At 65.4% G+C, this 20792-nt stretch carries 19 protein-coding genes; 11 read left to right on the forward strand and 8 right to left on the reverse strand.

What is annotated here, in order from left to right; all coding sequences use genetic code 11:
• Positions 1-46: 46 nt before the first annotated feature.
• From ABTW65_RS17425 to ABTW65_RS17435, 3 genes are read right to left on the reverse strand one after another with little or no spacing between them, the layout of a single operon-like run.
• Entirely contained in the window at positions 47-1423 is a 1377-nt protein-coding gene (locus ABTW65_RS17425; RefSeq protein ID WP_350662257.1) for an NADP-dependent succinic semialdehyde dehydrogenase, read from the reverse strand.
• Positions 1424-1471: 48 nt separating this feature from the next.
• Positions 1472-2185: a GntR family transcriptional regulator gene (locus tag ABTW65_RS17430; RefSeq protein WP_350662258.1), complete on the reverse strand. Its 714-nt coding sequence runs from the start codon at positions 2183-2185 to the stop codon at positions 1472-1474.
• Positions 2186-2190: 5 nt separating this feature from the next.
• Entirely contained in the window at positions 2191-2733 is a 543-nt protein-coding gene (locus ABTW65_RS17435) for a VOC family protein (protein WP_350662259.1), read from the reverse strand.
• Positions 2734-2893: 160 nt separating this feature from the next.
• Here ABTW65_RS17435 and ABTW65_RS17440 point away from each other — a divergent pair, with 160 nt between their 5' ends.
• Together ABTW65_RS17440 and ABTW65_RS17445 are read left to right on the forward strand one after the other, a co-directional pair.
• The gene (locus ABTW65_RS17440) at positions 2894-5083 is read left to right on the forward strand and encodes an alpha-ketoacid dehydrogenase subunit alpha/beta (protein WP_350662261.1); all 2190 of its coding nucleotides are present in this window, start codon (positions 2894-2896) and stop codon (positions 5081-5083) included.
• Positions 5083-6402, forward strand: a complete 1320-nt coding sequence (locus tag ABTW65_RS17445; RefSeq protein WP_350662263.1) for a pyruvate dehydrogenase complex dihydrolipoamide acetyltransferase — start codon at positions 5083-5085, stop codon at positions 6400-6402. The genes ABTW65_RS17440 and ABTW65_RS17445 overlap by 1 nt, the downstream gene beginning before the upstream one ends.
• A 65-nt stretch (positions 6403-6467) precedes the next feature.
• On the opposite strand, the gene ABTW65_RS17450 is transcribed toward ABTW65_RS17445, so the two are convergent.
• Entirely contained in the window at positions 6468-7574 is a 1107-nt protein-coding gene (locus tag ABTW65_RS17450; protein ID WP_350662266.1) for a LysR substrate-binding domain-containing protein, read from the reverse strand.
• Positions 7575-7762: 188 nt separating this feature from the next.
• Between ABTW65_RS17450 and ABTW65_RS17455 the strand changes: the two genes are divergently transcribed.
• Together ABTW65_RS17455 and ABTW65_RS17460 are read left to right on the forward strand one after the other, a co-directional pair.
• Positions 7763-9097: an MFS transporter gene (locus tag ABTW65_RS17455; RefSeq protein WP_350662268.1), complete on the forward strand. Its 1335-nt coding sequence runs from the start codon at positions 7763-7765 to the stop codon at positions 9095-9097.
• A gap of 66 nt (positions 9098-9163) precedes the next feature.
• On the forward strand, positions 9164-9997 hold the full coding sequence (locus ABTW65_RS17460) for a patatin-like phospholipase family protein (protein WP_350662270.1): 834 nt from the start codon (positions 9164-9166) through the stop codon (positions 9995-9997).
• A gap of 74 nt (positions 9998-10071) precedes the next feature.
• Here ABTW65_RS17460 and ABTW65_RS17465 read toward each other — a convergent pair whose 3' ends face one another.
• Positions 10072-11175, reverse strand: coding sequence for a CE1 family esterase (locus tag ABTW65_RS17465; RefSeq protein ID WP_350662271.1), 1104 nt, complete (start codon positions 11173-11175; stop codon positions 10072-10074).
• Between the two features lie 231 nt (positions 11176-11406).
• On the opposite strand from ABTW65_RS17465, the gene ABTW65_RS17470 reads away from it, so the two are divergent.
• A complete protein-coding gene (locus ABTW65_RS17470) occupies positions 11407-12456 on the forward strand; it encodes a LacI family DNA-binding transcriptional regulator (RefSeq protein WP_350662273.1) in 1050 nt (349 codons plus the stop codon).
• A 13-nt stretch (positions 12457-12469) separates the two neighbouring features.
• On the opposite strand, the gene ABTW65_RS17475 is transcribed toward ABTW65_RS17470, so the two are convergent.
• Entirely contained in the window at positions 12470-13861 is a 1392-nt protein-coding gene (locus ABTW65_RS17475; protein ID WP_350662275.1) for an amidohydrolase family protein, read from the reverse strand.
• Between the two features lie 213 nt (positions 13862-14074).
• On the opposite strand from ABTW65_RS17475, the gene ABTW65_RS17480 reads away from it, so the two are divergent.
• The 5 genes from ABTW65_RS17480 to ABTW65_RS17500 all read left to right on the forward strand — a co-directional run bounded on the left by ABTW65_RS17480 (position 14075) and on the right by ABTW65_RS17500 (position 18178).
• Positions 14075-14998: an NAD(P)-dependent oxidoreductase gene (locus ABTW65_RS17480; RefSeq protein ID WP_350662277.1), complete on the forward strand. Its 924-nt coding sequence runs from the start codon at positions 14075-14077 to the stop codon at positions 14996-14998.
• Between the two features lie 3 nt (positions 14999-15001).
• Positions 15002-16309 (forward strand): M24 family metallopeptidase, encoded by a 1308-nt coding sequence (locus ABTW65_RS17485; RefSeq protein ID WP_350662279.1) that lies wholly within the window; start codon positions 15002-15004, stop codon positions 16307-16309.
• Positions 16310-16499: 190 nt separating this feature from the next.
• Complete coding sequence (locus ABTW65_RS17490; protein ID WP_350662281.1) at positions 16500-16943, forward strand: RidA family protein; 444 nt, start codon at positions 16500-16502, stop codon at positions 16941-16943.
• A 47-nt stretch (positions 16944-16990) separates the two neighbouring features.
• On the forward strand, positions 16991-17731 hold the full coding sequence (locus tag ABTW65_RS17495) for a hypothetical protein (RefSeq protein WP_350662284.1): 741 nt from the start codon (positions 16991-16993) through the stop codon (positions 17729-17731).
• Between the two features lie 15 nt (positions 17732-17746).
• The gene (locus tag ABTW65_RS17500; RefSeq protein WP_350662286.1) at positions 17747-18178 is read left to right on the forward strand and encodes a hypothetical protein; all 432 of its coding nucleotides are present in this window, start codon (positions 17747-17749) and stop codon (positions 18176-18178) included.
• A gap of 156 nt (positions 18179-18334) precedes the next feature.
• On the opposite strand, the gene ABTW65_RS17505 is transcribed toward ABTW65_RS17500, so the two are convergent.
• Positions 18335-18967, reverse strand: a complete 633-nt coding sequence (locus ABTW65_RS17505; RefSeq protein ID WP_502890605.1) for an NADPH-dependent F420 reductase — start codon at positions 18965-18967, stop codon at positions 18335-18337.
• Between the two features lie 146 nt (positions 18968-19113).
• On the opposite strand from ABTW65_RS17505, the gene ABTW65_RS17510 reads away from it, so the two are divergent.
• On the forward strand, positions 19114-19602 hold the full coding sequence (locus tag ABTW65_RS17510) for a MarR family winged helix-turn-helix transcriptional regulator (protein WP_350662288.1): 489 nt from the start codon (positions 19114-19116) through the stop codon (positions 19600-19602).
• 75 nt (positions 19603-19677) lie between these two features.
• On the opposite strand, the gene ABTW65_RS17515 is transcribed toward ABTW65_RS17510, so the two are convergent.
• Positions 19678-20592: an alpha/beta hydrolase gene (locus ABTW65_RS17515; protein WP_350662290.1), complete on the reverse strand. Its 915-nt coding sequence runs from the start codon at positions 20590-20592 to the stop codon at positions 19678-19680.
• Positions 20593-20792 lie beyond the last annotated feature (200 nt).

The raw sequence follows: 20792 nt of genomic DNA on the forward strand, positions 1-20792 counted from the left end.
TTGTGGATCCGGCGCTCATCCGCGCGTCGTCATGCGGGTCGGTCGGTCAGGCTTTCCACACCGTCTTGAGGTTGGTGAACTCGCGGATGCCGACCGCCGCGAGCTCGCGACCGAAGCCCGAGTCCTTGATGCCACCGAATGGCAGCTCGGGGTAGGACACCGTCATGCCATTGACGAACACCGCGCCCGCCTCGAGAGCATCGATGAACCAGTCCTGCTCGGCGGCGTCGGCGGTCCACACGGCGCTCGAAAGTCCGAACGTCGTCTGGTTCGCGATGCGCACCGCTTCCTCACGGTCGGCGACGCGGTACAGCGACGCCACGGGACCGAACGCCTCTTCACGTACGAGGCGGGCTTCGTCGGGCAGCTGGTCGATGACGGTGGGCTCGTAGAACCAGCCGGGGCGCTCGGGCGCTCGCCCGCCCGTCAGCACCCGGGCGCCGCGCGCGACCGCATCGTCCACGAGCTCGGCGATCTCGTCGCGTCCGTTCGAGGTGGCGAGCGGGCCGATCTGGACGGACTCGTCGAACGGATCGCCCAGCTTCAGGCTGGCCATCTTCTCGACGAAGATCCGCGCAAACGCGTCGTAGACGTCGGCGTGCACGATGAACCGTTTGGCCGCGATGCACGACTGACCGTTGTTCAGTGTCCGCGCGTTGACCGCCGTCGCGGCAGCCGCCTCCAGGTCGGCGCTCGGCATCACGATGAACGGGTCGGACCCGCCGAGCTCCAGTACGACCTTCTTGATCTCTCGGCCTGCCGTCGCGGCGACCGCGCGGCCGGCCGGTTCCGAGCCGGTCAGCGTGACGGCCTTGATCCGGTCGTCGACGATGACGGGCTCGACCTCGCGTGAACCGATCAGGAGAGCGCGGAACGAGCCGGTGGGAAAGCCCGCCTTGTCGAAAAGGTCATCCAGATACATGGCCGACTGCGGAACGTTGGAAGCGTGCTTGAGCAGTCCCGCGTTGCCGGCCATCAGGGCAGGCGCCGCGAATCGGATGACCTGCCAGAACGGGTAGTTCCACGGCATCACAGCCAGGACCACACCCAGTGGCTGGTAACGCGTGTGCGCCGACGATGCGCCCACGACCGACGGGTCGGCCAGCGGTTCATCGGCGAGGAAGTGCTCGGCGTTGTCCGCGTAGAAGCGCATGGCCTTCACACACTTGAGAACCTCGGCGCGTGCCTGCGCGAGCGGCTTGCCCATCTCCAGCGTCAGAACTCGGGCGCCATTGTCGACATCGGCTTCGAGCAGGGCCGCCGCGGTGTGCATCCACTGCGCGCGTTCGGCATAGGTGGTGCCACGTAGCGCCTGTGCCGCGGCGTGAGTTTCGGCGATGCGCCGCTCGACCTCGTCAGCACCGTGTGGCTCGAACTCCTGCACGGTCTCGCCGGTGGTGGGATTGACAGTTGATATCGACATACCTGTTCTCCTTGGTAGGGGTGCCGCGGTTGTTCCGGTGGAAAGTGGTCAGTTCTCGAAGATCTCGGGGTGACGCTCGAGCCCCATCCGCGTACGGCGGATATGGCGATGGAGCACCTCTTCGGCTTCGTCGGTGTCGCGCCGCCTGATCGCGGCGACGAGCATGTGGTGGTCCAGGTGCACTGCGGTGTCCTCGTCATCGGCCCGCACCGCGCCGGTGAACGCGCGTCGATAGTGGTGGGTTCGATTCCATAGCCGTACGACGGTCGTTCGCAGCATGGTGGTCTCGGCCGCTGCGTAGGTGGTCATGTGGAAGGTGCGGTCGAGTGCCAGGAACTCCTCGACGTCGGCGGCACGTTCCATCTGGTGGGCGAGGTCGCTCAGGTTTGTGATGTCGACGTCGGTTAGCAGCGGGACGTTCATGCTCAACAGCAACGGTTCGAGCCGCTCGCGGACCCGGTACAGCTCCTCGCACTCTGCGAGGTTGAGCCGCGAGACCCAGGCTCCGGCGTTCGCGACCCGGGTGATGAGCCCCTCGGATTCCAGGATGCGCAGGGCCTCGCGCACGGGCGCCCGGCTCGCGGCGTACTGGCTGGCGATGTCCTCCTGGCGGATCCGGGTTCCGGGCGGGAACGCGCCGTCGATGATCGCTTCACGAAGACGGTCAGCGACGCGCGCTCCCGCTGCGCCGTGACCGAGATTGGTGTCGGGCGTCGAACTTGCCGCGTGAGCGTCCGTGGCTCCCGTTGGGTCGATGGTCATGCGATTCACTCTGCCGGATGGGCCGGATGCCACAACATCGCACCCGAAGTGTCTTGAAGGGCGGCTGTGGTCTCGTACGCCTTGCCGGTAGGAAAGCTGACCAACTCGAACTGCATCCCCCAGGGCGCGCGGAAGTAGACCCAGTGTTGGCCCGCCGACGCGCCGCCTGATTGCACCGGCTCGCCCATCACCTCGACACCTCGCGTACGCAAGTACGAGACGGCGCTGTCCATGTCTTCGACGTAGAACGCCAGGTGGTGCCCGCCGATGTCGCTGTTGCGGGGTTGCGCCGCCTGTTCGTCTGCGGCGTCGTACTGGAACACCTCGAAGTTCGAGCCGTTCCCGAGCCGGTAGAACCGGATCTCGCTGATGACAGAACGCGGGTGGACACCGAGCTGCCGCGTCATCCAGTCGTCGTCGGCGCGTTTGGCGCCCAACGTGTAGATCCGTACGGCGCCCAGGACGTCGACCAGAAAGCGCTCCGCAGCGTCAATGTCCGGCACCGTGAACCCGATGTGGTCGGTTCCGCGGATTCCAGGGATGGGCATCTGGGCCTGCCTCCTTCACATGCACTAGATAGCCAGATTGGAGCCATTCTGTGAGTTCTGAGGCGAAAAGTCCAGGCATGAAGCGCGCTTAGGGCTTGTATTGGATCCGATTTGAGGCTTAGGGTCGCTCGCTAAGAAGCCCAGATACGGAGGTGGCCAGGTGCCGAGACGGAAACGACTGCAGACCGGAGTCGATTGGATCCAGCTGGAGACGACTGCGGCCGACTGGAAGGCTGCCGATCCATCGCTGTTGCGCACGATGCTGGGTCAGCTGCATCTGGTTCGTGCCTTCGAGGAGTCGGCGCTGGAGCTCGCGGGGGAGGGTCTGCTGCATGGGCCGGCTCACTCAAGCATCGGTCAGGAGGGTGGCGCAGTCGGCTCGATCGTGGGCCTTCGCTCCAGTGACGCCGTGAACGGCTCGCACCGTGGGCACCACCAGTTCCTGGCGAAGGTGATCGGACACGTGTCCCAAGGCACGCTCGATCTCGACGAGCTGGTGTCGCCCGAGCTGCAGGCCGTGCTGCAGCGGACGCTCGCAGAGATCCTCGGGCTCGCGCAGGGCTTCTCTGGTGGCCGCGGCGGCTCGATGCACCTGCAGTGGCTCGAGGCCGGAGCGCTCGGCACGAACGCGATCGTCGCTGGAGGCACGCCTTTCGCGACAGGCAACGCCTGGGCGCAGAAGCACAGCGGCACGACGGACCTCACGATCAACTACTTCGGCGACGGTGCTGCCCAGATAGGCTCGGCCCTGGAGTCGTTCAACCTCGCCGCGGCGTGGAAGCTGCCGGTCGCCTACTTCATCGAGAACAACTTCTACGCGGTCTCGACGCACGCTGACGAGGCCAGCGCCGACTCGCGTTTCTCGGTGCGAGGCCAAGGTTTCGCCATCCCATCGTGGCGGGTGGACGGTATGGATCCGCTAGCCGTGCACCTGGCGATGCAGGAGGCTGCCGAGGGCATGCGCGCCGGTGAGGGGCCCGCGATCATCGAGGCGGAGGTGTACCGCTTCTTCCACCAGAACGGACCGTTCCCGGGTAGCGCCTTCGGCTATCGGAGCAAGGCCGAGGAGGCCGAGTGGAGGGCACGCGACCCGCTCGACCGCATGGCGACCGAGCTCGGCAAGCTCGACCTGATCGACGAGAAGAGTGTCGCCGGCGTACGCGAGCAGGCTCAGGCCGCGCTCGCCGCCGCGGTGCGGGAACTCGTGGAACCCGACCCTGATGACCAAGGCAAGCGCCGCATCAAACCCGCTCTGTGGCCTGACCCGGCGGTCGTCGACAACGGCATCCGCTCCGACGGTTCCGAGCTTGCAGGCTGGACCGAGCTCGATCCGGCCTGCTACGACGGGCCGTGGCAGAAGGTGAAGTTCGTTGATGCCGTGGCGGGCACTCTGGACCGTCGGATGGAGCAGGACGAGCGCATCATCGTGCTGGGGGAGGACGTACACCGGCTGAACGGTGGCACCAACGGCGCGACCAAGGGACTCACGAAGAAGTACGGCGAGGACCGTGTGATCGGCACGCCGATCAGCGAGAACGGGTTCTTCGGTCTGGCGGGCGGCGTTGCCCTCGACGGCCGGTTCCGCCCGGTCGTGGAGTTCATGTACCCGGACTTCATGTGGGTTGCCGCCGACCAGGTGTTCAATCAGGTCGGCAAGGTTCGACACATGTTCGGCGACAACAATCGCATGCCGCTGGTGCTGCGCACCAAGGTCGCCATGGGATCCGGCTACGGATCGCAGCACCTGATGGATCCGGCGGGCATCTTCGCCACGGCGGCCGGCTGGCGCATCGTCGCCGCCTCGAATGCATCCGACTACCGAGGCCTCCTCAACGCCGCCCTGGCGCTCGAGGATCCGGTGCTCGTCATCGAGCATGTCGACCTCTACGGGCAGGCCGACCGCTTGCCCGAAGACGACGCCGACTACATCATCCCGCCAGGTTCAGCCGCCGTGCGTCGGACGGGCTCCGACGTCACCGTGCTCACCTATCTCACGATGGTTCAGCACTCGCTCGAGGCGATCGAGCAGACCGGCATCGATGCAGACCTGATCGACCTGCGGTGGCTCGACCGTGCCTCGTTCGACTGGGACACGGTCGGCGATAGCATCCGCAAGACAAACCGAGTGTTGATCGTGGAGCAGGGCGCCCGCGGCACGTCGTACGGCGGCTGGCTCGCGGATGAGCTGCAACGGCGCTTCTTCGACTGGCTCGACCACCCCATCGAGCGTGTCACCGGCGGCGAAGCGTCGCCGTCGATCTCCAAGGTGCTCGAGCGCGCCGCAATCGCGAAGACCGAAGAGGTCGTCGTCGCCCTGGAGCGCATGCGCGCGGAGTGGGGAGGCGCCTGATGGCCACCGTGATCCGCATGCCACAACTGGCTGCCGGCGGCGAGTCGGCTGCTGTTCAGGCCTGGCTCGTCGAGCCCGGAGACGCTGTCGACGCCGGCCAGACGATCGTCGAGATCGAGACCGAGAAGGCCGTCGTCGAGTACGAGTCAGAAGTCACCGGTGTGTTCGCCGGGACGCTGGTCGCCGCGGGCGACTGGATCGCCGTGGGATCACCCATCGCCGTGATCGCTGCGCAGGGTGAAGCTCTCGACGTCGCGCTCAGCGAGGCTGGTGGCGAACCGGCCGCAGAGCCCGCTCCTGCTGCGGCGGCGACTGAGCCCGCCCCGCCCGAGGCGAGCGAGGGGCCGGCTCAGACCGAGGTGACTGCGGAGCCTGCCGCGCAGGCCACCGACCGCACCCGGGCCGCCGCCGAGCCCCGCGAGGGCCGCATCTTCGCTACCCCGCTCGTCCGGCGTCTCGCCGCCGAGCGCGGCATCGAGGTGCGAGCGATCCCGGGGACCGGTCCGAGGGGCAGGATCACCCGCCGTGACTTGGAGGTGTACGTCGAGAAGGAGGCCACGGCAGCTACGCAGGAACCGGACGCTGTGTCATCCGCGTCGTCCACCTCGTCCACGCCTCGCCCGGCTGAGCCCGAAGCGTCCTTCACCGACCTACCGCACACCGGCATGCGTCGAGCCATCGCGCGACGGCTGACCGAGAGCAAGTCGACCGTCCCGCACTTCTATCTGGTCGCAGACACGCGCGTCGATGAGCTGCTGGCGCTGCGGGCACAGATCAACGACGGCGCGGGTGTGAAGATCTCGGTCAACGACTTCGTGCTCAAGGCGGTCGCGTACGCGTTCAAGGACGTGCCGGAAGCGAACGCGATCTGGACCGACGACGCCACTCGTCGGTTCGAAGCGGTCGATCTGGCAGTCGCAGTGTCGGTGCCGAACGGCCTGGTCACCCCCGTTGTGCGCGGGGCCGACAGCCTCTCGCTCGGTGGGTTGAGTGCGAAGGTGAAGGACCTGGCGGATCGTGCACGAGAGGGTCGGGTCAAGCAGCACGAGCTCGAAGGCGGGGTCTTCGCGGTCTCGAACCTCGGCATGTACGGCACCGAGGAGTTCGCTGCCATCATCAACCCGCCCCACGCAGGAATCCTTGCCGTGGGTGCGGCGACGAAGCGTCCGATCGTCACGGACGACGGTGAGCTGGGCGTCGGCAGCGTGATGACCGTGACACTGTCGGCGGACCACCGCGTGCTCGATGGAGCGCTCGCCGCGGAGTGGTTGGCCGCTTTCGTGAAGAGGATCGAGAACCCGCTGTCCATCCTGCTGTGATGCCGTAGGAAGCCACCGAGTGCCAGGGCTGCAATCTGATGCCCTGGCACCCGGTGCTGCTGCTGTCAGTCCTGCTCGCCCGACTCTGCCGCCATCGCAGTCGCTTCATCGGTCAGGTGCCGGATGAGGAGCGCTGCGGCAGGAGCGAGCGGGCGCTCGGCATCGAGCATGACACCGACCGACCTGCGGATGCTGCTGAGATCCGTGGGTATAGACCGAAGGGCCGGGTCCTGTTTGGCAACGAACATCGGGACGGCCGTGATCATGTCGCTCGCGTGCAGCAGGTCGCGCAGCGTGACGATCGACGTGCACTCCACCAGGTCGCTGGGAAAGGCCACTCCCTGGTCGGCGAAGACACGCTCGAGCTCGGTGCGCAGCCTTGTCTGATCGGGCGGCAGGATCCACGGGAACCGCGCGGTGTCGGCGAGCTGTGGATCGGGATGAGCGTGAATCGGATGTCCGTGCCGGGCAACGATTCGAAACGGCTCCTCGTGGAGCTTGATCCGGCGGACGCGATCCGACGACTTGCGCGGCAGGCGACCGACGATCAGGTCCAGCTCGCCGCTGAGAAGCTGTCGTTCCAAGATCTCTGGGATGGCCTCCTTCACGGTCACCATCACCTGCGGGTGCTCCTTCTTCAACCCGGCGACCGCAAGGGGAAGGAGCTTCGACCCAGCAAAGTGAGCACCGACGGTGATCGTCCCCAGATCTCCGCGCCGGAGTCGCTCGATCCGGTCCTCGGCCGCGCCGAGCTGGGCCAGGATCGCTCCTGCGTGCGCGAGGAACGCCTCGCCGTACACCGTCGGCTGCACGCCGCGCGGCAGTCTCTCGAACAGCGCGACGCCGAGAATCTCCTCGATCTCCCGCAGCCCGCGGGTCACAACCGGCTGCGTCACGTGCAGCAGCTCGGCAGCTCCGACGACGCTTCCGGCTTCGGCGATCTTCTTCGTCAAGATCAGATGGCGGATCTTGAGTCTGCCGTCGAGCAGACGTCCGGACGACATGACCAGAGCATACTCCGAGGCGCTGCTGCGAGTGGCGAGAGATCGGGGTCCGCTCGAGCCGTCGCCCGGGGCGCCGGGTGCGGTGCGGAGAAGGGCCGAACACGGCGTCTCTGCGATGCCCGGTTGGCTATATCGCCGCGACGAATAGGCATTGGTGCTCATGGTCATCGGGCAGCGAACATGGTTTTCACCCGCATGGCGTACGTCACAGTCTCGGCTCGGCCGCTGACGACATCGGGTTGTCCACAACGGCGTGGCGCAGGACGCCGGCCTCTGCAGCCGCCGTTCATCCATGACCGCTTCGCGTAAGCGATCCGATCCAGATCAATCGACCGAGCTTCTTCGAGGAGAACCCCATGGCCAGAGACACCGATGTGAAACGAACACCATCCGACCAGCCGGCACCGTCCTCGGTGGCCAAGAGTCGAGAGGCGCGCCGCGTGGTCGTCTCGAGCTTTCTCGGCACGACCATCGAGTACTACGACTATCTCCTCTACGGGACCGCTGCCGCGCTGGTCTTCGGGCCTGTGTTCTTCCCCGACCTGTCGGTCGCCGCGGCGACGATCGCGTCCTTGGCCTCCTTCGCTGTTGGGTACTTGGCTCGACCGATCGGAGGGATCGTCTTCGGACACTTCGGTGATCGTCTGGGCCGCAAGAAGATGCTCGTCCTATCGATGACCATCATGGGGCTGGGGTCGATGCTCATCGGGCTGATCCCGCCGGCCTCGGCGATCGGGTCGTGGGGAGCGATCATCCTCGTCACTCTTCGGGTGTGCCAAGGCGTCGCGATCGGCGGCGAATGGGGTGGAGCGGCCCTGATGGCCCTCGAGCATGCGGAACCGCGGCGCCGGGGCTTCTACGCGTCCTTCACCAATGCCGGTGCACCGGCAGGTGGCGTACTCGGCACGTTGGCGATGATGGTGGCGGCACAGCTGCCGGATGACCAGTTCCTGTCCTGGGGTTGGCGGGTCCCGTTCCTGCTGTCCGCCGTCATGCTCGTCGTTGGTCTGTTCGTCAGGCTTCGCATCACCGAGAGCCCCATCTTCCGTGCCGCAGTCGAGCAGGATCGTAAGGACAAGGCGGCGGCGCTGCCGATCATCGAGGTGCTCAAGACACCGCAGACGGTCCTGGTCGCTGCCGGTGCGTGCGTCACCAGCTTCGCGATGCAGGCGACCATCACGACCTTCGGGATCGGGTACGCCGTGCAGCACGGAACCTCGAGGACCGATGCGCTGCTCGGTCTCGCCGGCGGCTCGTTCGTCGCGATCTTTCTGGTGCTCGCCTACGCCAAGCTGTCCGACAGGGTCGGACGCCGGCCCGTGATGCTCGGCGGTGCCCTCGGGATCGTCGTGCTGGCGTACCCGATGTTCATCGTCCTGGGCTCTGGTTCGGCGACGAGCGTCTTCGTGGCCTTCCTGCTCTTCAACGTGTGTCAGAACGCGATGTTCGGTCCGATGGCCGGATTCCTGGCTGAGCAGTTCACCACCGGGAGCCGATACACCGGCGCCTCGCTCAGCTTTCAGCTTGCTGCCCTCGGCGGCGGCTTCGCTCCAACGATCCTGGCCACTCTCGACGGCGGCGACCAGGGCGGTGTCTGGCCGATGGCGCTGTTCCTCATGGCGCTTGCTGCTGTCAGCGCTGCGCTGATCCTCATCACCACCGAGACACGGGATCGCGATCTCGCCGGGTGACCGGGAGCGGGCACCCATCCCATTTTCGAACGACCGCATGTCAACAGTAGAAAGCAGAGACAGAACATGACACTGGCACTTGTGCTCGGAGGCGGAGGCGTTGCCGGCATCGCATGGGAGACAGGCATCCTGGCGGGACTAGCCGCGCAGGGAGTCGACGTCACCACGGCTGACCGGATCGTCGGCACCTCGGCGGGCTCTGTCGTCGGCCCCCAGCTCGCCAGCGGCATCCCGCTGGAGGACCTGTTCGACGCTCAGATACGTGAAACCGTGCCCGAGAAGTTCGTCCCGTACGCCTTGCAGGAGGAAAAGGACCACTGGACGCGCATCACCGAGGGGGCGAACGACCCGGCCATGGCGATGCGCCGGATCGGAGATTATGCCGTTTCCAGCGCGGCCACGAGCGAGCACGAGCGGCTCTCGATCATCGAGGCGCGTCTTCCGCGATCTGAGTGGCCGGAACAGGAGCTCATTCTCACCTCTGTCGACATCCACAGCGGACGGCTGAAGACGTGGACACAGCAGGACGGGATCCCGTTGAGCCATGCTGTCGCGGCGAGCTGTGCCATGCCTGGGGCGTGGCCTCCTGTGACGATCGCAGGTCGGCGCTACATGGATGGAGGAATCGAGTCGACCACGCATGCGACGCTCGCCGAAGGTTGCGATGCCTGCCTTGTGATCGCACCGTTTCCTGGTGGACTTTGGGGAGGCGGAAGCATCGAAGCCGAGCTCGATGCGATGCCGAACGTTGCCACTGCGCTCCTCGAGCCGGACGATGCCTCGATCCGGGCGATCGGAGGAAATCCCCTGGACCCTGCGACGCGGGTGCCGGCAGCGCACGCGGGCCGTGACCAGGGCATGGCAGCGGCCGAGCGGATCGCCTCGCTCCTAGGTCTTTGACCGCGCGCCGAGGCGCGTTGGCCGGCTGCAGGACCCAACGGTCCTGCAGCCGGCCGCGAGGCCTCAGGCCGGGGTCAGGGCCTTGTTGCGGAGGGCGAGCCGTTCCCGCGCGGCGGACATCCGTCTTGGACCACACACGATGCCGGCAGTGCGTGACGTGAGAAGAACTCCCAGGTCAGTCTGCTGGCGTCGACCGAGTTGTCCGCGGGGCCGAACTGTGAGTCGGGCAGAGGGAAACTGCTACCCGGCCAGCGGTGGCCGGCGCCCTTGAGCGTGTAGAAGGCGATCTCGCTTCCCTTGGCGCAGTGGGCGTAGCTCTGGAGATCGACCGTAGGTGTCACAGATGTGACCGTGGGCGGCTGGTGACATCTGTCGATGGCCGCCCATTGGCTCACCGCTGCCGGGATGCCGTAACGACTAGGTGTGGCCCGGTAGCTCCAGATGGGATCGTCGGTGCCGTGAAAGGTGATGATCGGGACCGGCCGGGACGGGTGACAGTCCGTGACATCGGGCTCGGAGCCTGCACGTAGACCGCTGACCGCACCGATGGCGGCAACCGTGTCCGCGTGATCACAAGCCAGACGAGAGGCCATCCGACCACCGGCGGAGAAGCCGGTCGCGTACACGCGTCGTGAGTCGGTGCAGAGCACCCGCTTCACCTGGGCGATCATGTCGAGGACCATGAGGTCGTCGTCAGGTGTACCGGGCGGCGCAGGTTGATTGCTGCCGAAGAGCGGCACGCCAGGGAAGTTCCAGATGTACCCGCCTGGACGGTCCGGGAACGGAACGGCGGCAGTTGGCGCAGCGACAGCGAACCCCTCTTCTTCGGCGATAGCCGGCATCCCGCTCACCGCGAAGTGCTCGAGGCCGTTGCTCGTGCTGCCGTGTCCGTCGATCACCACTGGAATGCGCGTGTGCCCGTCGTACGCCTTGGGGACGTACAGCTCGAACGGCCGGGCAATCCCACCCGAGACGAGAGGAATCCGATTGACCCCTGGCCGCAACGGCAACGAGCAGCGTCCCGGGGAGTCGGCTGCGGATTCGGCTGGGGATTCGGCTGCTTCGTTCGCTCGCGCGCTCTGAGGGATCAGGACCGCAGTGATAGCTAGCGTGACGGCGACCAGTACGGCCGCGCCTGTCACTCGTGCTTTGACATCAAGATGGCGCTTCAAATACATCGAGCCTCGATTCGTCGGCAAGTGCAATCGATTGCACGCTATCGTGATGGCACTGGGCCGTCAACGAACAACGATCACGATCGGCTGGGGCGAACCGCCGGTCAATTGCTGTGGTCTTGGTCGCTGACGGAGCCAGTACCTACTATGGCGGGGTCCCCGCAACAAGTGCGGAACGATTGCACGATGTCAGGACACTCGGTGCGCCGAGTCACAACTGGGAGCGTCGGCCGGATGAAGTATTCAGACAGGTCAAACGAGGTCGAGCCGCTACGCCGCGCCACGATCGATGACGTCGCCAAGCTCGCGAAGGTTCACAAGGCGACCGTCTCGCGTGCCCTGAACGAGCGGAAGAAGCACCAGGTCAGCCCCGCGACCATCGACAAGGTGGAGCGGGCAGCCCGACAGGTCGGCTATGCGCCGAACGCCCTTGCGCGCGGTCTCCGGACGAACAGCTCGATGACGATCGGTGTCGTCCTCCCGGACATCACCAACCCCTTCTTTCCGCCGATGGTGCGTGGCATCGAGAATGTCGTGAGCCCCAGGGGGTACACCTCTCTTCTCGTCAACACCGACGGCGACAAGGCGATGGAGCGTACGGCTCTCAGCCACCTGATCGACCGCCGGGTCGACGGCTTGATCGTGGCTTCTGGGCAGAGAGACGAAACCGTCCTCTCGGAGCTTCACAAGGCCGGGACCAAGGTCGTCCTCCTCAACCGTGACGCCGGGGCGGTGCCTTACCCCCTCGTCAGGGGGGACGACGGGGCCGGGATCGATCTAGCTGTTGAACACCTTGTCGGGCTAGGACACCGGCACATCCTGCACCTCGCTGGGCCGGCGAACTTCTCGACGACCTCGAAGCGGGCTGATGCCTTCGCAGCAGCCTGCCTCAGGCACCCTGAGCTCGACGCCACCGTCGAGCGGGTGGAGTCACTCACGGCTCGTGCCGGCGAAGAGGGGATGAACGTCGTCCTCGGGCGCGGGACGCCACCAACCGCGGTGCTCGCTGGCAACGACTTGATTGCACTCGGCGCCCTCCGCGCCCTGCGCGCACGGGGCCTTCGCTGCCCCGCGGATGTATCCATCGTCGGCTTCAACGACATGCCCTTCGCAGAGGACTTCTCGCCGCCGCTGACAACGGTCCGTGTGCCGACCGAGCTGATGGGTAGACGAGCCGCACAGCTCATTCTGGAATGGATCGACGGCGGTTCGCTGGACCAACAGACAGTGGTGCTGCCGGTGTCCTTGGTCGACCGCGAATCCACCGCGCCGCCCCGCTCCTGAGCCTGAGGCCGGGTCAGTCTGCCTTGCCCTGGCCGGCTTCGTAACGCGCACGGGTATCCATGTCGATCTCGGGCCAGTCGGACTCGGGAGATCGACCGAGCACCCAATCCCGAGCCTCGTCGAGGCCGCGCCTGAGCCCTGGGGTCTCGACCCACTGGTGGCGCCCGTTCTGCACGACAAGTCTGCCCCCGACGTAGACATCGGTCAGATGGCGGGCCGTCGCCTGCAGTACGACGTGGTCTGCGGCAGTTCCGGCGCCCAGTCCGAAAGGCTCCGTGGATACGACCAGCAGGTCTGCCTTCTTGCCGGGCGTGATGCTCCCGATCTGGTCTGCCAGCCCCACTGCGCGCGCCCCGTCGATCGTTGCCATCTGGAGGATCTCGCGAGAGTCGAAGGAAGGACAGGTAGGTGTGCGGGCGCCGGTCCGGTTCTGCGACCTCTCGAAGGAGACATCGTCGACGCGTGACAGTGCCCGCCCGATTCGCATCTGCTCGAACAGGTTGCCGTTCATCATCGCGGGGACGTCGGTGCCGAGGGCAAGGTTTACGCTTTCGCGGGCTGCCCGACCCATGACCGAGGTGATTCCCATGGCTGCGGCCTCCACCTCGGGGGTGACGATGATGGACCCGCCGTGCTCGTGGAGAAGGCGCAGCTCCTCGGTCGTCGCGCAACCGGCGTGAACCCACAGCATGTCCTCCCCGAGGAGTTGCCGATGGGCGGAATCGGAGATCTGGCCCGGCAGGTTCGAGTGCAGGGAGGAGACCAGTCCGAGATCGCGAGCGGCAGCGACCTCGGCGACGTGCACGTCGAGCGAGACATGGTCGATGTTGTTCAGAGCGACGCCGAGCGATACACGAGAGTGGTCTTTCCACTCGGACGCGAGGGCTTGCAGAACCCCGCGGCGTTCCTCGAGCGTTACGAAGCCCTCGACATTCGCCTCCGGCCGGTGCCGGAAGCAGAACCCGAAGATGCCGCGAATGCCCGACTCATCGAGCCCTTGCAGCGAGGAGCGCGCGTGATCCTCGGAGTTCGTGGCATGGCAGAAGTCGAAGACGGTGGTCGTGCCTGAGAGCAGCATCTCGACGGTGCTGCCGAGCGTGGCCGCGTACATGTCCTCGGGACGAAGCCTGCCGGACAACGGGTGCACGAGGCCGAAGTACTCGCGACCCCAGCACCCGGCCGCCACGCCGCGCACGGCGCCTTGCCATAGGTGGGCGTGCGCGTCGACCAGGCCGGGAAGGATGACTGATCCGTGGAGATCGCGCGTGACGGCGTCACACGCCTCGAGGTGACGGCCGACCTCCAGAATCGTGTCGCCCTCGATCAAGACGTCCGCGTCTATCTCCCCGAGCGTCTCATCCATCGTCAGGACGGTCGCGCCACGCAGCAACTGCTTGGATCCCATGTCGTCTCCTTGGCTTCAGGCCCCCATGCGAGGCACCGGCAACTAGCTGGGCACGCTAGTCGAATGCGGCACCTGTTGCAATCGATTGTTGGCACGAGTCGACGGTCGCTGCCACATTGGACCGGCGTGGGAGCGAAACCAGGGCCTTGCTATCGGTCTCGTCTGGTGCTTACGATTGCAATCGATTGCACAATCCACATGGAGGTAACTCGAATGACCATGAAACCCACGGTTGGCTGGATCGGCACTGGACGCATGGGCTACCAGTTGGCCAAGCGGCTGCTGGAAGCCGGCTATGACGTTGCCGTCTACAACCGCACTCGCGCGAAGGCGGATCCGCTGACCGAGTTCGGGGCGAAGGTGGTGGATCGGCCGGTCGACCTGGCCGACCGGGAGATCGTCTTCAGCATGGTGTCCGGACCCGATGATCTGCGGCACGTGATGCTTGAGGACGATGGCTTGCTGACCGCCGGCGCTCATGCGCCCAAGATCATCGCCGATGCTTCCACCGTGTCCGTGGAGGTCAGCGAGGAAGTCCGGGCGGCCTCGGAGGGCCGGGGAACAGGATTCCTGGCGACGCCCGTGTCGGGTAACCCGAAGGTGATCGCGGCGGGCAAGCTGACGGTAGTCGCATCAGGCCCGCGCGATGTCTTCGAGGCCGCACGTCCGCTTCTGGAAACGTGGGGTCGTCGCGTGACGTACGTCGGCGACGGAGAGGTCGCCCGGATCGTCAAGATCGCGCACAACGTCCTTCTCGGCGTTGTGATCCAGTCGCTGTCGGAGATCACGGTCCTTGCCGAGAAGGCGGGAGTACGGCGCCAGGACTTCCTGGAGTTCATGAACGACTCGGTCATGGGCTCGGTGTTCACGCAGTACAAGACTCCAGCTCTGGTCAATCTCGACTTCACGCCCACCTTCACGAACGTCCTTCTGCAAAAGGACTTCGACCTGGGCCTGGACGCGGCCCAGGATCTGGGTGTCGTGATGCCGGTTGCCTCTGTGGTGCGCAACCTCGTAGCGCAGGAAGCCGGGGGAGGAAACGTCGAGCAGGACTTTGCTTCGCTGATCCTCACGGCTGCGCGCGGCTCTGGGCTCGTTCTCGAGTCCGAGAACGCTGACGTGAGCGACGGGCTGTAGCAGATGAAGCCTGACGATCGCCGCACCAGCGCCGAGCGCGGCTTCGAACGGCCGAGCCAGCGTCCCCTGGGCCAGCAGCCGATCGGCGCCCCGGGCCAGACCGCGGTGGACTACGAGCACCGAGTCGACTTCGACCGGCTGCGTCGTTACCGCCTGGGTCGGGCAAAGGCAGCACTCGAGGAAAGCGAGTGTGGCGCCTTCTTGCTGTTCGACTTCTACAACATCCGCTACACCACCCAGACCTGGATCGGTGGTGCCTTGGGCGACAAGATGATCCGCTACGCTCTGCTCATCCGAGACCAGGACCCGATCCTGTGGGACTTCGGCTCAGCCGTACGGCACCACAAGCTCCACTCGGACTGGCTGCCGGAGCAGAACTATCGTGCAGGCTTCCTCGGTTTCCGAGGAGCGGTCGACCCTGAGGGTGGCGGCCTCATGCGCGAGGCGGTCAGCGAGATCGTTTCGCTGTTGCGCGCAGCCGGCGTCGCGGATGCTCCGCTGGGCGTCGATATCGTCGAGCCGCCTTTCATGTTCGAGCTCCAGCGTCAGGGGCTTGCTGTCGTGGATGCTCAACAGCGCATGCTCGACGCGCGAGTCATCAAGAGTCCGGACGAGATCATGCTGCTGAACCAAGCGGCCGCCATGGTCGACGGGGTCTACCAAGACATTGTCGATGTCCTCAAGCCGGGTGTTCGGGAGAACGAGATCGTGGCCCTGGCAAACAAGCGGCTCTACGAGTACGGCAGTGACCAGGTCGAGGCGGTGAACGCGATCTCCGGCGAGCGCTGCAACCCGCATCCTCACAACTTCACCGACCGCATCATCCGTCCGGGGGACCAGGCGTTCTTCGACATCATCCACTCCTTCAACGGATACCGGACCTGCTACTACCGCACCTTCGGAGTCGGTTGGGCAACGCCGAGTCAGCGCGACGCGTATGCGCGGGCGCGCGAGTGGATGGACCGCACGTTGGATGTGATCCGTCCGGGTGTGGGTTCCGACGAGGTGGCTGCGGTGCTACCGAAGGCTGAGGAGTTCGGCTTCGAGAACGAGCTGGCGGCCTTTGGCCTGCAATTTGCGCATGGTCTCGGGCTGGGGCTCCACGAGCGCCCGATCATCTCGCGCTTGAACTCGATGCGTGACCCTGTCGAGCTGCAGGCGGGCATGGTGTTTGCGTTGGAAACCTATTGTCCGGCGTCGGACGGAATATCGGCCGCGCGGATCGAAGAGGAAGTGGTTGTCACCGACTACGGAGTCGAGGTCCTGACACGCTTCCCCGCCCAAGAGCTGTTCGTGGCCAATCCGTACTAGACGTACGACATGGCCGGTTGCGCGCGTTCGGTAGAAACCGATTGCAGTCAGATGCCTCTGCTTGAGTCCGACCTGCCGGGCGACTCACCCGGTTCGCGCATGGAATGCGGCCCAATCATCACCCTTGACGCTGCAATCGATTGCAGTTAACGTCGGAGATCCGATGACCACCCCGAGAGGACAACCCGTCATGAACGCAGTCGCTGTCTCGAAGACGAACGTCAATCACAACGCAGGCTGGGCGCGTGACCTGTTCAGCGACGTCGCCGTCGTGGAAAGCGCCGGAACCACGTTCCTCTTCCTCTCCGGCGTCTCTTCGGAGGATCCGGAGGCGACCGACCCGCAGACGGTGACGATCCTGGGCGACGGGGACTTCCGCGCACAGACCCACGTGGCCTTCCAGAAGATCAAGTCTGTGCTCGCCGCGCACGACGCAACCCTGGCCGACGTAGTTCGGATGACGGCCTATGTCACCGACCGCTCGAATATCTGGACCTACTTCGAGGTCCAAGGTGAAGAGCTGGAGGGCGCTCCGCGCCCGCCTCACACGTTCATCGAGGTCTCATCCCTCGCTGTTCCCGAGATGCTCGTGGAGATCGAGGTCACCGCGATCGTCAGCTCGAAGCGGGGCTGAGCGCCTTCGCGCTGCGTCCCATCAATCAATGTCGTAAGGAGTTCGTCATGGAACCGCACGACCACAGCCTCATGACCCCGGAGGCTTCGGCGCACAATGCCCGGCACAACATCGCTCTGTATCACCGTGAGCACATGCGCTTCAACGCCACGCTGATCCTCGAGGTCGCAGCCGACATGAGTCGGGAGGCGAACAGGTTGAAGGTTTTCGGAGACTACTGGCAGCGGGCGGAGGAGCCGGCACGTACTCCTCCCTTCGATACCTCCGACCGGCGCTTCGGCGCGGCTGGATGCCCGGACCTCAACCCGCTGAGCGCCGTTGCGAGTGCCGGCATCTTGTTCATGGAGGGCCAGGGTCAGCCGGAAGAGATCCGGATGCTCAAGGAGAAGCTCAAGTCCGAAGGCGAGCGATTCGCAAACAAGGGGCAGTGGCTCGTTGACGTGATGAAGCTGACCTGGAACGCCGACAAGGTGTTGCTCGACCCGGCCACTCCTGATGCGTGGCCGTGGATCTCGGTGCTGTCTGTCACGTTGAGAGGCGCGAAGCAGCGATTGATGGCTGGCAAGCTCCTGCTCGTTGCGCTCGACTATCTGGAGCGAGTGGACTTCACGCCGGCAGCGATCCGCAGCAACCGCGCCGAGTCGGGAAGGCTGCTTCTGCTGGCGGCGTGGTCGATGGACGCCGCGGCTGCTCTCTTCTCTGAGAACGCCGCGAGTCTTTCCCGCGATGACATCGACATGGTCGATTACCTGTCGTTCTTCGAGAACTCCACACCCACTCATCTCTAGACCCAGGAGCACCTAATGGCATCGATGAGCGACATCAGAGCGTGCTCGAAGCACCTGTTGCAGCACCTCCAGGATCTCGACACCATTCTCGACTCGCTGTCCACGACCTCCCACGGCGCTGACGACGTGGAAGACGTCGTCGTGCAGTCTCAAGCGATCCTGGGCGCCGTCACCAACACGCGGTCGATCCTTCAGGCCGCAGCCGGAGACGGACCCAAGGCGGTTCTCGACCCGGCGGAGGCGCGGCGTTCCTTGGCCGTCGTCATGGCCGAACTGCCGCTGGAGCCGGCTCTGCAGGCGCTCGGAGAAATGCCGGAGCTGGTCGAGAAGGTGAAGGCGCAGTCGTCCAACAATGCCGTGCTGCGGGTGCCGCTGTGCCTCGCATATCGTCATTGTGCGGAAGCGCTCGTGCCGTTGGCCTCAGCGGTGGATCCGCGGGAGATCTAGCCACGACCCAAGCTACGGGGGAGTGGTGGCGGACCGTTGTACCTGCCGGCACTCCTGACGAAACTTCGAGACGGACCGCCTCACGACCCGGCACTCGGCTGCCTGTTGCCGCAGCCTGCCGGGTCGTGAGGTACTCGAGCCGATGTGGGTCGCCAGTCAGGCCTCTACGGGTCCTAGCAGCTTCCAGCCGCTCTGCCATGGCAGGCTGTTGGTCGCGTTCAGTGTGATGTTCAGGAAGGCCATCTCCTCGAGCGACCTTGCCATTCGCAGCCCTCCGACGTCGACCGGCCGGTAACCCAGGGACTCGGCCAGCTGTGCCACGACCTGCTTCGCGCCAACATCGTCACCGGCGTAGTACGCATCGAGAGGCACGCCTTCCTCCTGCGGATCGCCGTGCCGTCCGGCGAAGATCGTGTTGAACGCCTTGACCACGGAAGCATCAGGCAGGTGGCGCTGGAGTTCCTGGGCCGCTGATGTCTCTTCGATATCCAGGTCGGTGAAGGTCTCGTTCAGAGGGTTTGTCGAGTCGATCACGGTCTTGCCTGCAGCAGCGGAGGCAATCTCCTGGGCGACCTCTGCCGCCACGTTGCCTGGCACGGCGAGGATGACCACGTCCGCACCGGCCACTGCGGCCACGTTGTTCTCGGCCGCGTCGGCCCCTACCTCGGCTGCGGCGGCCGCCGCGTTCTCGCGGTCGGCAGCACTCAGTGCCACCTGGTGTCCTGCCTTGACAACTGCCTGGCTCATCGCCCGGCCGACGTTGCCGCTACCGATGATCGCAACTCGCATGGGTTCACTCCTTGATGTGGGCGCCCGCCTCTGTGGTGGCTGGCCTGTCTCCAGCGTAGAGGAAATATCTTGCTAGTCAATTAATGACAAGGAAGATATATGGATGGAAGAGTCTTCCGGTCCAGTCATTCGGGTATGGTTGATCTATGCCGCCCCGGACGTCAGACGCCGCTTCTCCCATCGACGACCCCTTGCTGACGACCTTTGGACGGCTCATCGAGGCGAGCAGTCGGTCAGAGCGGTGGATGGGCCGGCAGCTGCAGGCGCAGTGCGGGCTCCCGCACACCTGGTTCGAGGTGCTGCTCCGCCTCGCCCGCTCTGACGGTGGGCAGCTGACGATGGGCGATCTGGCAACCCAGACCGCCCTCACGACCGGAGGCATCACCAAACTCATCGACCGCATGGACGCGGCCGGCTACGTCACCAGAGTTCCGTCCCCCCGGGACCGTAGGGTGACCTTGGCCGAGGTGACGAAGGCGGGTCGGGTCAAGCTGGACGAAGCCGTGCTGCACCAGCAATCCAACGTCAACCACTTGTTCCGCGACTTCACGCAGGCCGAGGTCGCCTTGCTCGACACGTTGCTCGACCGATTGCGGATGCGGCCGGCTGACGTCGCACTCGATGATGCGTCCTAAGCGCCCCAAAGATCTATCGGAACCGCAGCCAAGCATCTGACGAGGTCCTGCCGCCGAGTCAGCAATCGATGGGCTTTACCGCGTGAACGACGCCCCCAATTGTTGACCTAGGAATCGGCGCGCTACGTGGGCGTCGTTGACGACACCGCCGAGGTAGACGAAAGGATGCGTCTGGCCGAGGAACCTCACTGTCGACACCTCGTTTCCTTGTTCCGCCAGGGCGCGACCGTACGCCTCTCCCTCATCCCGTAGCGGATCGCATTCGGCGACGATCAGGGTCGTCGTCGGCAGCCCGGTGAGATCCCCGTTGCGGGCCGGTGACGCACGGACATCCTCACGCTGGTCGGGGCTGATGTACTGGTCGAAGAACCACACAAGGTCCCTGGCGCGAAGGAAGTACCCCTCGCTGAACTCGCGATAGCTGGCAGTGTCCATCTCTGACAGATCGGTGACGGGATAGATCAGACCCTGGTGAACCAGCGCGGGCGTGTGGCCGCGGAGTTCTTGTGCCACCACTGCACTGATGTTTCCGCCGGCGCTGTCACCAGCTACTGCGACCTTCTCGGGGTCGATGTTGAAGTCGGTCTCCCCTCGAAGGACAGCGGTCACGACGGCGAGGGCGTCCTCGATAGCCGCGGGGAAGGGGTGCTCGGGCGCGAGTCGGTAGTCCACGCTGATGCCGATGGCGCCAGCTTCGGCCGCGATCTCCCGCACCGTGGTGTCGGCAAGGTCCAGCGTGCCGATCGTCCAGCCGCCACCATGGAAGTAGACCACGCACGGCTGAGGTTCCGCAGCGTCGAACGGCACGTACACGCGGACCGGCACGCCGTTGATCTCCGCGTCCTCGACGCGCTCCATCGGCACGGCATCGCCGGTCAGCTCGACCGCCTTCTCGAGGTCCTCACGGTTCTGCTCGACGGTCAGGGTGTCGAGCGGAGGAGCCTCGGCCGTTAGTTCAAGGAACCTCTCTGCATCTGGGTGAAGCCTCATCGCGGTAGTTCCCCTCTCTGGCGGGGCGGCGCTCCGCCACCGATTCCCCAGAAAGTAGCAACACTTAACGCAGGAGTAAATGGTTACTGAACATATCGCCCGTGAAGCCCGTAGTGCCGACCGGATTCGCGCGACCGTGTCTGTTGAGAGTGAACGTTCACGTGGGTGCTGCAGGCGCTCTCAGAGGCGTGGACGCAGCG

Source organism: Nocardioides sp. NPDC127503 (assembly GCF_040302165.1).
Taxonomy (GTDB): Bacteria; Actinomycetota; Actinomycetes; order Propionibacteriales; family Nocardioidaceae; genus Nocardioides.

Bases quoted from the DNA above. Each gene is read 5' to 3' on its own strand.
- ABTW65_RS17425 (WP_350662257.1), bottom strand. From the start codon at position 1,423: ATGTCGATATCAACTGTCAATCCCACCACCGGCGAGACCGTGCAGGAG.
- ABTW65_RS17430 (WP_350662258.1), bottom strand. From the start codon at position 2,185: ATGACCATCGACCCAACGGGAGCCACGGACGCTCACGCGGCAAGTTCG.
- ABTW65_RS17435 (WP_350662259.1), bottom strand. From the start codon at position 2,733: ATGCCCATCCCTGGAATCCGCGGAACCGACCACATCGGGTTCACGGTG.
- ABTW65_RS17445 (WP_350662263.1), top strand. From the start codon at position 5,083: ATGGCCACCGTGATCCGCATGCCACAACTGGCTGCCGGCGGCGAGTCG.
- ABTW65_RS17450 (WP_350662266.1), bottom strand. From the start codon at position 7,574: ATGACCATGAGCACCAATGCCTATTCGTCGCGGCGATATAGCCAACCG.
- ABTW65_RS17455 (WP_350662268.1), top strand. From the start codon at position 7,763: ATGGCCAGAGACACCGATGTGAAACGAACACCATCCGACCAGCCGGCA.
- ABTW65_RS17460 (WP_350662270.1), top strand. From the start codon at position 9,164: ATGACACTGGCACTTGTGCTCGGAGGCGGAGGCGTTGCCGGCATCGCA.
- ABTW65_RS17465 (WP_350662271.1), bottom strand. From the start codon at position 11,175: ATGTATTTGAAGCGCCATCTTGATGTCAAAGCACGAGTGACAGGCGCG.
- ABTW65_RS17470 (WP_350662273.1), top strand. From the start codon at position 11,407: ATGAAGTATTCAGACAGGTCAAACGAGGTCGAGCCGCTACGCCGCGCC.
- ABTW65_RS17475 (WP_350662275.1), bottom strand. From the start codon at position 13,861: ATGGGATCCAAGCAGTTGCTGCGTGGCGCGACCGTCCTGACGATGGAT.
- ABTW65_RS17480 (WP_350662277.1), top strand. From the start codon at position 14,075: ATGACCATGAAACCCACGGTTGGCTGGATCGGCACTGGACGCATGGGC.
- ABTW65_RS17485 (WP_350662279.1), top strand. From the start codon at position 15,002: ATGAAGCCTGACGATCGCCGCACCAGCGCCGAGCGCGGCTTCGAACGG.
- ABTW65_RS17490 (WP_350662281.1), top strand. From the start codon at position 16,500: ATGAACGCAGTCGCTGTCTCGAAGACGAACGTCAATCACAACGCAGGC.
- ABTW65_RS17495 (WP_350662284.1), top strand. From the start codon at position 16,991: ATGGAACCGCACGACCACAGCCTCATGACCCCGGAGGCTTCGGCGCAC.
- ABTW65_RS17500 (WP_350662286.1), top strand. From the start codon at position 17,747: ATGGCATCGATGAGCGACATCAGAGCGTGCTCGAAGCACCTGTTGCAG.
- ABTW65_RS17505 (WP_502890605.1), bottom strand. From the start codon at position 18,967: ATGCGAGTTGCGATCATCGGTAGCGGCAACGTCGGCCGGGCGATGAGC.
- ABTW65_RS17510 (WP_350662288.1), top strand. From the start codon at position 19,114: ATGCCGCCCCGGACGTCAGACGCCGCTTCTCCCATCGACGACCCCTTG.
- ABTW65_RS17515 (WP_350662290.1), bottom strand. From the start codon at position 20,592: ATGAGGCTTCACCCAGATGCAGAGAGGTTCCTTGAACTAACGGCCGAG.